Raw genomic sequence first — 12,574 nt, 5'->3', positions numbered from 1 at the left:
ATTTCTCCCCCTGACTTATTAAAGCGGATTAGGCACAAAGCTGCCCCCGCGGCATTGTTTTAAATAATTCAAGGCATGTACTTGACCCATCATTTCCAGCTCATCCCGATAGACAGGATCATGCCAACCTTCAATATCAATGGTACCTTTATAACCAGCCTGACGCAAAATGGAAATAACATCCGTCCAGTTCGTATCACCAAAACCCGGAGTACGGTGCCATACATAAGGTTTTGGGCCGTGGATTCCATATTCTTTTACAATATCCCAAGCGATGGTGGCATCCTTGCCGTGTACATGGAAGATCTTATCTGTCCATTTGCGCAGCTGTGGAATCGGATCAATCAGCTGCACCATCTGATGGCAGGGCTCCCATTCAAGTCCCATATTGTCAGCAGGTACAGCGTTAAACATCTTTTCCCAGGCTATTGGATGATGAGCGATATTCCAGTCCCCTGAAGTCCAATTGCCATCCATGGAACAGTTCTCGAAGGCAATTCGTACACCGCGATCTGCTGCTCTTTTGGTCAGCTCACCAAATACCTCGGTAAACTTCGGAATCGATTCATCAATGGACACTCCTGGTAGTCGTCCCGTGAACCCTGATACCATATCAGTACCAAATACATGAGCATGATCAATAAGCCGTTCCCAGCTCGCTAATGCATCGGAATTGTCACCAGTATTCGTCAAAGGATTGCCAAAGATGCCAACCGATGAAATCACAAAATCATGTTTTGCCGCAAGTTCTTGCACACGCTTACCAGTTTCCACAAGATCTGTTTCACCTGTAGTCTGCCAGAAGGTTAAGCTAAAAGATTCGAAGCCATGACCTACGATTTGCGGAATCACTCTAACAGCATCTCCGCCACCAACTAATGTGCCTATACGCATTGTATCCTTCATCTTGTGTACCACTCCAATATTGGTTTATAGTAAGTTCTATAACCCGAGTATATACTGCATTTAAGCTTAAAACTCTTATTATATTGTGTTTATATAGTCGTATATTGTGGGAGTTGAATAAATATTGAGCTATCCTAATGATCTTAAAGAATACCCTCAATTAGAAGGAAACACCTATCCGTTTCGATTGTTTTTTAATGAATGTAAACATGCGAAAATCGGCCAGAACATCCTTTTTCTACACTGGCATGAACATTTCGAAATCATTATCATGCAAGCAGGCAGCGCCATTTTCCACATTGACAGCAAGCCCTACGAACTGCATCCCGGAGAGGTTTTGTTTGTTCCTTCTGGAGGTTTGCACGTTGGATATAGTCTGCGGGATGATCATGTCCGATTTATATCCGTCGTATTTCATAGTTCTTTATTTAAAGATTGGAAGCAAGATCCTCAACATGAGCAGTTCGTAGCTCCCTATTTGGAAAATCGATATCAGCTACCAGTTAAACCAGCAGCACTAGTTCCAACCTGTTCTACTTATTACTCTCTTCTAGACACTATCGTGGATGAAGTGCATCAGAAAGGTCCTGCATTTCAGCTAATCATCAAAAATCAACTTCATCTGCTTTTTGTATTGCTCTCCCGTACCTTTTTGCCTGAGCGGGTTTCTGGCAGAACAAATGAACGTCATTCCTTCAATCGTGAGCGTTTTAAGCCACTGCTGGAGTATATGGAGAACCACTTTGATGAGAAAATGACTATTGAAAGCGCCGCGAGATCCGTTAATCTAAATCCATACCATTTCTGCAAAACCTTTAAGAAGCTCACCGGCCGAACCTTCATCGATTATGTTAATCTTTGCCGCGTAAATGAAGCAGAACGACTGCTGTTGGAGACAGATTTTACTGTAACGGAGATTGCTGGACGAGTGGGCTGCGACAATCCTAATTATTTTACCAAGCTGTTTAAGCAATATAAAGGAACTACACCATCCGGTATTAGAAAATAATTCACACTGGAAAATAGGAGCATGTAAAATGAATTTAAAAGAAACGCTGATATGCATAAAAGAAAATGATTACCAAGCACCTCCCGATACAATCCAGTTGGTACAAGAAATGATAAATAACATTGGTTCTTTAGATGCCCAACTACGGGATGAGCTAATTTATACAACCTTATCACATTGGATCCCAGGTAATGCTCTAACTACAAACGAACTGGAGCAACTTATACCCGTTATCTTGGATAAAAACCATTTGCATTTTAAGCTTGGCGAAACCAATGCAGACTCTGTCTTTACCAGATCTTTCTCTATGCTAGTCATCCCACTCCTCTTCATGAGGCATAAAGAATCACCATTTCTCTCAAGAGAGCAAATTCATCAGATAAAGGAGAAGGTATTTTGCAGTGTGCAAAATGAGCGCGATTACCGGGGGTATGACGAAGAAAAAGGCTGGGCTCATGCCATAGCCCATGCAGCAGATACTTTAGATGTATTGGCTCAATGTTCCGAACTGGATAAAAATGACCTTATAACTATCCTCGATTTGGTTCACGAAAAGATGACCATAACAGATCGAATATACTCCGATGGGGAAGATGAGCGAATGGTAAGACCCATAATTAGTGTTTTAGATAGAAAAATGCTTAGTCAGACTTATGTAGAGCAATGGATTCGAAGTTTTGGTGATGTGGAGAAAAATCCAGAATTTCTTCCTGCTTTTAAACAAAAAAATAATATAAAGAATTTCTTGAAAAGTTTATATTTTCGAGTTAAGTATTACAAAGTAGATGCCAATCTCTGTCCAACAATCGAGCATACATTATACAAAGTAGAAAAAGTATACTATTCCTAATTAAGAAAAAGTGAGGGTTAGAGCACCCTCACTTTCCATCTACTGTTCAAATGCGTGGAGCACTTGCTACCTGTTGACGGGTCTATTAGATTATTCAGTAACTGATAGCTCCATTCTCCGCACACTCGCAAGCGCGGGAAAAGATTCCAGCACCATCCCTGTATTCCATAACTTAACCTGCTGTCCAACCTGCAAATCCTTAAAGCTGATGGACTCTCCAGCGTCATTAAACATTTCAGATTTCGCATTGAATGTGAACCAGTAAGATGGATCTTCGTTTCCAGGTTCAAGGATTAGAATCCGCTTCGCCTGTTTAGTGTCGATCTCAACGATTGTACCCACTACATGTGGATCACCTATTTCTGAAATATCATAGGTCAACATCTCTGGATCGATCCACTTTTCAATTTCAAGCTTGGCTGCTTCCGCATCATCAGACGGAATGGTAATAGTTACTTTATTGCCAATAGTATCTACACCAGAGCCGTAGAGATTCAGCTTCTGGTAGAGTTCTTGTTCATGCAACAATTCTTGAGCAGCTAATAACTCTTGCATTGTATATTTCACATCATGAAGCTCATAAGTACCTGCAGTGAAAGCCTGAGCAAAGCTCTGCTCAATCTCCGAGTTCAAACCTACAATATTAATATGAACCTTGTTATCTTGCAGATAAATATCTCCGTTAGGAATCTTCTGAGCAGATAAGAAAGTCTTAACCTCGCCTGGATCATCCATTGCAGGGTTCTTAGAAGCTAGAATTTGTGGTTCTGAACTAATTACAGGAGTAGGAACCGGCTCCTTATTCGCTTGTTGAGCCTCTGAACAGCCACTGATTAACAAAATAACAACGGGAATCCATATCCAACCAATAATTATCTTACGCATCCTATTAACACCTCCACTCTTCATCTTCTCAAACGAAGACCGGAAGTGATAGGTTGCAGATTCAGGAAGAATTCTCTAATCCAAAGTGTTAGGAGCAAGACCGATTGGAAGTGCCGCAGGACGAGTGCAGGTGCTTTCCATTTCGTAGAATGAATGAGCATCAGAAGAATCATGGAAAGCCCACATTGCTTCTAATACGTGATAAGCCAGTTCTCCACTGGCACGATGCCCTCTACCCGTTCGAATGGCGTAAGCCATATCTGCTGGTCCAATCCCGCGGGTATTCTGATCATACCCTGACAACAACGGCTGTTCCGTCCACTCATTCTCACCCATAAGCCGGAGTTTCACGGGACCCCCAAAGTTATTCGGGTCTGGAACTTGAATCGTTCCTAGCGTTCCGTAGATTTCTATATGCGGCAGGTTGCTCCCGCCAAAGATATCAAAGCTTGTAATCAACGTTGCAATGGCACCATTTTCAAATCGTAAGGTTCCGGCTACGTGAGTTGGAATTTGAACAGGAATTTTTTTCCCAAATTTCTTCTCGCTTGTAATCGTACGTTCTTCCAGCGCTTTCCCAGTCATTCCGCTAACCGTATGAATAGGACCCAGCAGCTGCACCAAAGCCGTCAAATAGTAAGGACCCATATCGAACATTGGACCTCCACCAGCGGCATAATAAAATTCCGGATCTGGATGCCAATGCTCATGTCCACGGCCCAGCATAAACGAAGTAGCTGCAACAGGTTCGCCAATTACTCCTTCATCTATCAGCTTCAAAACCGTTTGAATTCCCGCTCCGAAGAACGTCTCCGGTGCACTGCCCAAAAGTACTCCCTTTTCCCGCGCCGCAGTCAGAACTTTGCGTCCTTCTTCTCTCGTCACAGCTAGAGGTTTCTCAACGTATACATGTTTACCCGCTTCAATAGCTTTCAGGCATACTTCCGCATGAACAGCTGGTATCGTTAAGTTGATTACGATTTCTATCTCTGGATCATTCAGTAATTGTTCTGTGGTATAGACGTTTGGAATATTGTATTTATCCGCTTGTTCGTGTGCTCTCACCAAATCTAAATCCGCACATGCAACTAGATCAAGGATCTCGAACTTTTGACAGTTCTCCATATAGATACTACTGATTTTACCGCATCCAATAATACCAACTTTGACTTTATCCATTCGCTGATCGCTCCCAGAATTTATTGACTGTCTGCCATTCCACTATAGCTATTACTAACCCCCGAAACATTGGATAATGCTTGCGCTTTACCTTCAGCTGCCCATATTAATCCTCTGCGCATCATTTCACGCACTTGCGGCTGATCTACAATGTCCGCATGATGCCCGAGTGAATTATAATAAACTCTGCCCAAGCCCCAACGTTTTGTCCAAGCTACTGGCATATCAACAGCCTTATTATACGAATGAGGCCCTTCAACTACTGGAAAACGAGTCGTAGCAAGAACTTCAACAGCTGGATCTACATGCAGATAATATTGCTCTGAGCAAATGCTGAAATCTTCTAATCCTTCTACCAGAGGACTTGAGCTTTGACAAATCTCTACGGTATAGTTAACGCCGTCATTACCAGGATGAGCTACCCATTGTCCACCCGTCATAAACTGCCAATCTACATTATTACGAAAAGAATCACACATCCCGCCATGGCAACCGGCAAGACCTGTTCCATGTTGTACAGCTGCGGAGACATTATTCACAAGTTCCTGCTCGATTGTGCCCATTGTCCATACCGGCACGATCAAATCTAGTCCAAGAAGCTTATCTGCATCAGCAAGAGCCTCCAGTGTATTCGATACTTCAACTTCAAACTGTTCCTCTTGCAACATTTTAGCGATTATATCAGCTACCTGCTCAGGCTCATGACCATCCCAACCGCCCCATACAATCAATGCTTTTCTCATCTTCAGCACTCCTTCTAAGGTTAGATTACATTTCGGATAAATCGACCCAACGGCGTTCATCAATAGAGCGTTCTACAGCCTCTAACACCGCTTGGCATTTCACTCCATCATTGAAGTTTGGTTCTGGCTGACGACCTTCTTCAATTGCGTTAGAAAGCTCCAGCATTTCGTGAATAAACGTATGTTCAAAACCAATCGTATGACCAGGCGGCCACCAAGCCTCTGCATACTCATGAGCAGGATCGGTCGCCAGCACACGGCGAAAACCTTGTACATCCTCGGCATCCGAGGTCAAATAAACTTCTAATTCATTCATACGTTCGAAGTCGAATTTCACACTACCAAGACTCCCATTGATCTCAAAAGAATTGGTAGAGCGATGACCCGCTGCGAATCTTGTAGCTTCAAAGCTGCCCAGAGCACCATTATCAAAACGGGCTAAAAACAAGGTGGCATCGTCAACGGTAACCTTACCCTTGGGTGCATCTTTATCTCCTTTAGCGCTTAAACCAGTCATTTCAGCGGCAAGCGGACGCTCTTTTATGAAGGTCTCGCTCATGCCGATTACTTCCTTCATATCGCCTACTAAGAAATGAGCCAAATCTATAAGATGCGCCCCCAAATCTCCATGCGAACCTGAACCGGCGATATCCTTCTGCAGTCTCCATACTAAAGGGAAATCCGGATCTATTATCCAATCTTGTAGAAACCAAGCCCGAAAATGATAAATCTTTCCCAGACGCCCACTCTCTATGAGCTTCTTAGCCAGTCGAACTGCCGGAGAAAAGCGATAATTAAAACCAACCATATGTGTAACTCCCGCGTCTTCAGCAGCTTGCAGCATTTCACGGGAATCTGCCAAGGTCAGCGCAAGTGGTTTTTCACAAAAAATATGTTTACCTGCTTTGGCTGCTGCCAAAGCTATCTCCTTGTGCGCGTTGCTGGGAGCATTAATATCTATAAGATCAATATCCTCTCGAGCGATCAGATCCTTCCAATCCGTAACACAATCCGCCCAGCCTAACTGCGATGCAGCTTCTTCAAGCGCTTCACTATTACGTCCACAGATTACAGACATTTCCGGTTTAAGCGCCTTCGGGAAAAACATAGGCAAACTGCGATAAGCATTACTGTGGGCTTTACCCATAAATTTATAACCGATCATTCCAATGCGAAGCTGTTTCATCTTATTCCTCCTAAGTGTTGATAGATTTAGATGAAGCTCGTATAACTAGTTCTGTCGGTAATTTGATCTGTACGGCTGGTGCGGGTATATCTGCCAGATTGTTCCCCAGCAATTCAATGATTTGGGCTGCGGCAAGTTCACCTAGTTCGTAAAAGGGAACCCGCACACTGCTTAATGCAGGTGTGGTAAGCTCCGCAGCTTCCGAATCATCATAACCCACAATAGCTGGCAGGCGATCCCTTGGTATTCCTAGCTCCTGCAGCCCTTGCTGCAAACCAATGGCCATCCGATCATTGGCGACCATAATCGCATCAATCTCATCCAGCAGAGGCAACATTTCTTGGGCAGCTATAATCCCGCTTTTCCGGCTGAAGTTACCTTCGAACAAAAGTGAAGAATCTACAGAAAGATTCACCTCTGCCAAAGCGCGGGCATACCCCGTTAGACGATCTCGGCTGTTGGAATAAGATTCAGGCCCATTTAGAAAAGCAATCCTCGTAAAACCTTGTTCCAGTAAGTGTTTAGCCGCTTGCCAGCTTCCTTCGACATGATCGGCATCCACCTCGTGAAAAGCTTCCCCTGCAAAATGCTGATTAATCAGACAAAAAGGATGGTTTTCTTCCTTCAAACGGCGGAGTGAGGCTAGCTCACCTGGCTCTTCTTTAGCGCCAAGCACAATGCAAGCATCGATCTTCCGCATCTTAAACAACCCGCTATAATCCATTGGCTCTTCGGCATTCCGAAACAGCATTAACAGATCATAACCCTCTTCTCGCGCCTTGCTCCCTATTCCACTTAATATTTCCGAAAAATAATAAGTGGAGAACAAGCGGGCTTTCGGCAAATAAGGCATCACTACACCCAAGTTCCCGCTCCGTCTACGTGCAAAGCTCTGAGCGAGTGAACTAGGGGTATAGCCTAGCTTCAGAGCAGCTGCCAACACACGTTCCTTCGTTTCTTCCTTAATCGGACCAACGTTATTTAACACGCGAGATACTGTGGCTTCTGACACACCTGCAAGCTCGGCAACCTCTTTACGGCTGGCGATATAAATTCCTCCTTCTCATAGGTTATGAACAGTGACATTTAGCCTCGTTCAATACACTATTCGAAAACGCATTCATTTAATGTACGCGCGTACATTTTCTCATGAACAAGGCTCTTCGTCAACCCTAAGATTGGATAAATTTAAAAGACGTTCATATACACTAAGGAGAAGAACGTCTTTCTATTTCTTTTCAACTATCCGCGAGGTACTAGCAATAGGACACCAAGTAAAATGATAATCAGAAATAAGTAACTCTCAAATTTCTTAGCAGGAATACGTTTATTCACATATACACCAAGCACTGTAGCTAAGATAATTGCTGGAATAGAATATCCATAAAGAACAAGAGCATCCGCAGTCCACAATCCCCCGATAGCATGACCAGTTACAACGAGTACACCAGAAATAAGAAAATGAGCTTGCAACGTACCCCGAAAGCGATCAGGATTCCACTGTCGTAAAGTACCATAGATCACGACCGGGACACCATTAAAGTTATAAGCACCGCCAAGTACACCCGAAGCGAATCCGAAGGGATACACCCAGCCTTTTGCCTTAAGCAAGGGATGATCGATCGTCTTAACTATTCTCTTCTTAATCACTGAATAAACTCCATAAACAATCAAAAATATACCAAGTCCAGTCATAATTACACTTGCAGGTGCTAAATAAAGCATGACTAGTCCTACAGGAATTCCTATCACAGTTGAGAGTGCTAATCGAATCAGAATAGGTCGTTCTATATGCCGCCACCCACTCACAACTGTAAGTGAGGCAACCGTGAGGCCTGCCAATCCAATCAAAGAAACTGAGGTATGTATAGGAACCGGGAGCAGTGCAAGCAGTGGCATGCTCACAATCGCTTCACCAAAACCAAACATGGTTCTCATCAAGGCACCTATAAATACTGCTAATACGACTAGTGTAATAATTGTAACGGACAATCGTTTATCCCCCTCCTAATTTCATCCATCCGTAATTGTGTATAAAATCATCACATAGACAGATCATCTGGAATACATTTCTTTTTCCCACTCTTCTAATTATAACATATCATTCGCTAAAAAACAGATATCGCTAGAGAACAAACGCGCATTTTAACATCCCTAGAATCCATCACATTGCCGTTATAACTACGCAATAATGGAGATATACATATATTTAATGAAAAACCTTTAAAATCGATTACAGAGGCCAGTGTGTATTTCCCTTTTTCTAAAAAACAACTAAGTATCTAAAAAAAAACTGATTCCCCTAACGTTGATGAGGTATCAGTTTCTTATTTTTTGACGTATTTATTTAGGCGTTATCTTTCAGCCACACTTGCACATGCTTTAGAAATTTTTTGGTGACGGGAGAAGCGTATTTCATAGAGTGGACAGCAATTCCTAACGATCTGAAACTTCGTTCCTCTAATTCTAACATGGCTACATTATAATTTTGCCGGGTTAAGACAAGCTCTGGCAAAATACTAATCCCAAGCCCCTTCTCCACCATAGACATAATGGCATAGTCATCACCCGCAGAGAATTTAACATTTGGTTTAATCCCCGCCTTATCCAGCACACGTCTAACATCATAATCCGAACCTGCTTTCGGGATAATGAAATCCTCCTTAGCAATTTGCGATAAGGAAAGAAAGGGCTCCGTGCTTAGCGGATTCTCTTTAGATACAATCCCTAACATCCGGTCTTTTTTTAAAGGAATTACATCAAACTTCTCACGTGTAGGCAGTGAAATAAAACCGCAGTCTACGACTCCAGCCTCTATCCATTGCTCAACCTCCAAATAACCGCCTTCCATCAGCTTGATTTCTATATAAGGGTATTCACTGCGAAATTGCTTAATCATCCCTGGCAGCCAATGCACAGACACACTGGTGAACGTACCGATGGTAATCGTGCCAATCTCTAGCCCGTGGATGTCCGCTACCTCCTGCTTCAATTTCTCGTTCCACTTCAAGATTTCACGGATAGGCTGCAGAACTTGTTCTCCGTTTACCGTCAATTTCACACCGGATCTATTTCTAATTAATAACGCGAACCCAAACTCCATCTCCAAGCTGCTAATGGTGTGACTAATTCCGGATTGCGTAAAACCCAGTACATCTGCTGCTTTTGTTAAGCTGCCTAGCTCCACAACTTTCAGAAAAATCTCATATTTATTAATGCTCAACCTCTGTTCCCACCCTTATAAATTGCATAAGTTTTACTCATGTATTCTATGATAAACATTCAGTTACCTTATGTATAGAGCCGTATTATACTATATTGAGTTGAAAATGAAGAAGGATGGATGAAGAGATGAAACCGCTCAAAGCTGAGCTGCTGCTGTTAGTTGTAACATTATTTTGGGGCTCCTCCTACATATTTATGAAAATGGGGTTAGGTACGTTAGGCGAATTCAATCTGATTGCACTGCGCTTCGGACTTGCTTTTATATTAGCCGTTATGATATTCCACAAACGATTAAGACAAGTAGACATCAAAACATTAAAATATGGCGCCCTACTCGGATTCCTCCTGCTCGGCGTATTCACATGTATAACCTTCGGACTTCAAACAACCACCACCTCAAACGCAGGATTTCTAGTTGCGTTGACGGTTATTTTTGTACCGATCTTGGATCGAGTTATTTTCAAAAAAAGAGTTGCACCTCCACAAGTGTTCGGCTCCATCCTCGCCATAGCCGGGATTGGACTCCTTACCTTAAATGCAACCTTAACTATTCAGCCGGGTGATTTCCTGTGTATCCTTTCGGCAGTGTTCTATGCGGTACAGATCTTATTTACAGGCAAGGCGGTAAAAGAATGTGATTCCCTGAATATCGGAATCTTGCAGTTAGGATTTGCCGGAGGGTTGGCCTTAGTGTTGTCCGCACTCTTCGAGACACCTGCGCTACCGTCTACTTTGCCAGGTTGGACTGCAATTCTTGCGCTTGGTATCTTATGCAGTGCCTGTGGCTTCATCCTGCAACCTATTGCTCAAAAATATACTTCACCGACCCGCACCGGACTAATCTTCTCCCTTGAGCCGGTCTTCGCTGCGATGTTTGGTTATTGGTTCGCTGCTGAGAAGTTATCGATGCAGGGTTATGCTGGCGCAGCGCTTGTTCTGCTCGGAATCGTGGCTTCTGAATTGCTTGGTAAAGCAACACTCCCCGCATCGTGGGCTCAGAAGAAACCAGAGCATTTATAACAATAAAGGCGTCGTTCAACTATACAAGCTGAACGACGCCTTTTCTATGTTTATTGGTTCAATTAATGCCCCATCATCATCGCCGCATCTGCCTTCTGTCCCTCTCCAGAGGAAGGATCGCCAGCGGAAAGCTTAGGCTTGCGCAAAATAATACTCATTAATACACCTACCACACCTATGCAGCCAGACAGGAAGAACACATCATCAAAACCACTAACTGCGGCTGTCAAAGGATTACTTCCCGCTTTCAGTGCTCCCATATGAACAGCGATCTGACTAGTCAGGTAACCTGTCATTCCAGCTATAGCAAATGAAACAACGACTTGTTGAGCAGCAGCAGTAAGTGAAGTTACACTTCCCACCCATTCACGTGGAGCAGCATTCAAGACATGAGTATTCAAAGGCATCATCGTTAGACCCATACCAAAACCTAAGAAACCCAGGTATGTCATAATTAACGATAAATTTGTTGTAACACTAATTCCGGATAACAGGAACAAGGTGACCGTAATGATACTAAGTCCAACAAACGCCAGCGGACGAGCCCCGATCTTATCAAACAACCTACCGCCAATCGGCATTCCGATTGCTGAAGCTAAAGCCTGCGGAAGTAGAATCAGACCGGTTTCCAGCGGGGTATAGCTTCGAATCTGCTGCAGGTAAAGGGGCACAAATAACATGGACCCAAACAAAGCAGCTTGCATAACCCAAGTTAAAATAATACCCCTAGTGAAATCCGACGAACGGAAAACTCGCAGTTGTAAAAGCGGATTTTTGTGAAGCAGCTCCACAATGACAAGAAGGATCAATGCAACCCCTCCAACAGATAAGCCAACGATAGCGGGAGTAGACGACCAGCTTGTTCCACCGCCTTCATTCACCCCATAAGCCAACATAGAGAAGGCAATTGGGGCAAGGATAATGCCTAGGATATCGAGTTTGCCTTTGCTCTTTTTTTCAGACTTCGGCAAATATTTAACACCAAGAATAATGCCAACGATTCCAATAGGTACATTAATCAGAAAGATCCAGTGCCAGCTTACGTACTCCACCAGCCAACCGGATAAGACTGGACCGAGTGCCGGAGCTAAGAGCATTGGAATACCAAGCATCCCCATAATAGAACCTCGACGTTCTACTGGAGCTAATTTAAAAACCATCGCCATCCCAATGGGAGCAACCATCCCCCCGCCAAGACCTTGAATGACTCGAAAAATAATGAGCTGAGATGAGCTTTGTGCAACCGAACATAACATAGAGCCAAGAATAAACATCGTAAGAGTTGCCAGAAAAACTTGTTTCGATCCAAAACGATCGGTCATCCAGCCCGCGAGTGGGATTACAGCCGCTAAAGCTAAAGTATAACCCGTAATCGCCCACTGAATCGTTTTGAGATCGGAAGCAAAATAATTAACCAGCTTGGGAACGGCCACATTCACAACAGTACCATCCAGAATAACCATAATCATACCGACAATAATAGCAAGAAGCGGGGGGATGATTGCTTTTAACGAAAAGGGTTGATCTTCTGCAGTACTCATTCCAGTCATAGTTTTTGTCATCCAGTACTC

12 protein-coding genes are annotated in these 12,574 nt (G+C 43.4%); 3 read left to right on the top strand and 9 right to left on the bottom strand.

Annotation, left to right across the window (positions count from 1 at the left end; genetic code table 11):
* Positions 1-18 precede the first annotated feature (18 nt).
* Positions 19-906 carry a sugar phosphate isomerase/epimerase family protein gene (locus tag PODO_RS13480; protein WP_038570709.1) on the bottom strand — a complete coding sequence of 296 codons (888 nt, stop codon included), beginning with the start codon at positions 904-906 and terminating at the stop codon, positions 19-21.
* A gap of 124 nt (positions 907-1,030) precedes the next feature.
* On the opposite strand from PODO_RS13480, the gene PODO_RS13475 reads away from it, so the two are divergent.
* Together PODO_RS13475 and PODO_RS13470 are read left to right on the top strand one after the other, a co-directional pair.
* Positions 1,031-1,915, top strand: coding sequence for a helix-turn-helix domain-containing protein (locus tag PODO_RS13475; RefSeq protein WP_038570706.1), 885 nt, complete (start codon positions 1,031-1,033; stop codon positions 1,913-1,915).
* A gap of 28 nt (positions 1,916-1,943) precedes the next feature.
* On the top strand, positions 1,944-2,765 hold the full coding sequence (locus PODO_RS13470; RefSeq protein WP_038570703.1) for a DUF2785 domain-containing protein: 822 nt from the start codon (positions 1,944-1,946) through the stop codon (positions 2,763-2,765).
* 90 nt (positions 2,766-2,855) lie between these two features.
* Here PODO_RS13470 and PODO_RS13465 read toward each other — a convergent pair whose 3' ends face one another.
* From PODO_RS13465 to PODO_RS13435, 7 genes are all read right to left on the bottom strand, one after another.
* A complete protein-coding gene (locus PODO_RS13465) occupies positions 2,856-3,650 on the bottom strand; it encodes a hypothetical protein (RefSeq protein ID WP_038570700.1) in 795 nt (264 codons plus the stop codon).
* Positions 3,651-3,725: 75 nt separating this feature from the next.
* Positions 3,726-4,829 (bottom strand): Gfo/Idh/MocA family protein, encoded by a 1,104-nt coding sequence (locus PODO_RS13460; RefSeq protein WP_038570697.1) that lies wholly within the window; start codon positions 4,827-4,829, stop codon positions 3,726-3,728.
* 20 nt (positions 4,830-4,849) lie between these two features.
* The gene (locus PODO_RS13455; RefSeq protein ID WP_038570694.1) at positions 4,850-5,572 is read right to left on the bottom strand and encodes a ThuA domain-containing protein; all 723 of its coding nucleotides are present in this window, start codon (positions 5,570-5,572) and stop codon (positions 4,850-4,852) included.
* Positions 5,573-5,597: 25 nt separating this feature from the next.
* A complete protein-coding gene (locus PODO_RS13450; protein ID WP_038570692.1) occupies positions 5,598-6,758 on the bottom strand; it encodes a Gfo/Idh/MocA family protein in 1,161 nt (386 codons plus the stop codon).
* 10 nt (positions 6,759-6,768) lie between these two features.
* Positions 6,769-7,812 carry a LacI family DNA-binding transcriptional regulator gene (locus tag PODO_RS13445; RefSeq protein WP_038570689.1) on the bottom strand — a complete coding sequence of 348 codons (1,044 nt, stop codon included), beginning with the start codon at positions 7,810-7,812 and terminating at the stop codon, positions 6,769-6,771.
* A 188-nt stretch (positions 7,813-8,000) separates the two neighbouring features.
* Complete coding sequence (locus tag PODO_RS13440) at positions 8,001-8,750, bottom strand: sulfite exporter TauE/SafE family protein (protein ID WP_038570686.1); 750 nt, start codon at positions 8,748-8,750, stop codon at positions 8,001-8,003.
* 355 nt (positions 8,751-9,105) lie between these two features.
* Positions 9,106-9,981 (bottom strand): LysR family transcriptional regulator, encoded by an 876-nt coding sequence (locus PODO_RS13435; protein ID WP_038570683.1) that lies wholly within the window; start codon positions 9,979-9,981, stop codon positions 9,106-9,108.
* Between the two features lie 128 nt (positions 9,982-10,109).
* On the opposite strand from PODO_RS13435, the gene PODO_RS13430 reads away from it, so the two are divergent.
* The gene (locus PODO_RS13430; RefSeq protein WP_038570680.1) at positions 10,110-11,003 is read left to right on the top strand and encodes a DMT family transporter; all 894 of its coding nucleotides are present in this window, start codon (positions 10,110-10,112) and stop codon (positions 11,001-11,003) included.
* Positions 11,004-11,065: 62 nt separating this feature from the next.
* On the opposite strand, the gene PODO_RS13425 is transcribed toward PODO_RS13430, so the two are convergent.
* Complete coding sequence (locus PODO_RS13425; protein ID WP_094901399.1) at positions 11,066-12,544, bottom strand: MDR family MFS transporter; 1,479 nt, start codon at positions 12,542-12,544, stop codon at positions 11,066-11,068.
* Positions 12,545-12,574: the final 30 nt, after the last annotated feature.

The organism is Paenibacillus odorifer, assembly GCF_000758725.1.
GTDB lineage: Bacteria > Bacillota > Bacilli > Paenibacillales > Paenibacillaceae > Paenibacillus_AQ > Paenibacillus_AQ odorifer.
This window is presented reverse-complemented; position numbering and strand designations above follow the sequence as displayed.

What these genes read in the sequence shown, in the direction of transcription:
- PODO_RS13480 (WP_038570709.1), bottom strand. Translation starts at nt 906, where the DNA reads ATGAAGGATACAATGCGTATAGGCACATTAGTTGGTGGCGGAGATGCT.
- PODO_RS13470 (WP_038570703.1), top strand. Translation starts at nt 1,944, where the DNA reads ATGAATTTAAAAGAAACGCTGATATGCATAAAAGAAAATGATTACCAA.
- PODO_RS13465 (WP_038570700.1), bottom strand. Translation starts at nt 3,650, where the DNA reads ATGCGTAAGATAATTATTGGTTGGATATGGATTCCCGTTGTTATTTTG.
- PODO_RS13460 (WP_038570697.1), bottom strand. Translation starts at nt 4,829, where the DNA reads ATGGATAAAGTCAAAGTTGGTATTATTGGATGCGGTAAAATCAGTAGT.
- PODO_RS13455 (WP_038570694.1), bottom strand. Translation starts at nt 5,572, where the DNA reads ATGAGAAAAGCATTGATTGTATGGGGCGGTTGGGATGGTCATGAGCCT.
- PODO_RS13450 (WP_038570692.1), bottom strand. Translation starts at nt 6,758, where the DNA reads ATGAAACAGCTTCGCATTGGAATGATCGGTTATAAATTTATGGGTAAA.
- PODO_RS13430 (WP_038570680.1), top strand. Translation starts at nt 10,110, where the DNA reads ATGAAACCGCTCAAAGCTGAGCTGCTGCTGTTAGTTGTAACATTATTT.
- PODO_RS13425 (WP_094901399.1), bottom strand. Translation starts at nt 12,544, where the DNA reads ATGAGTACTGCAGAAGATCAACCCTTTTCGTTAAAAGCAATCATCCCC.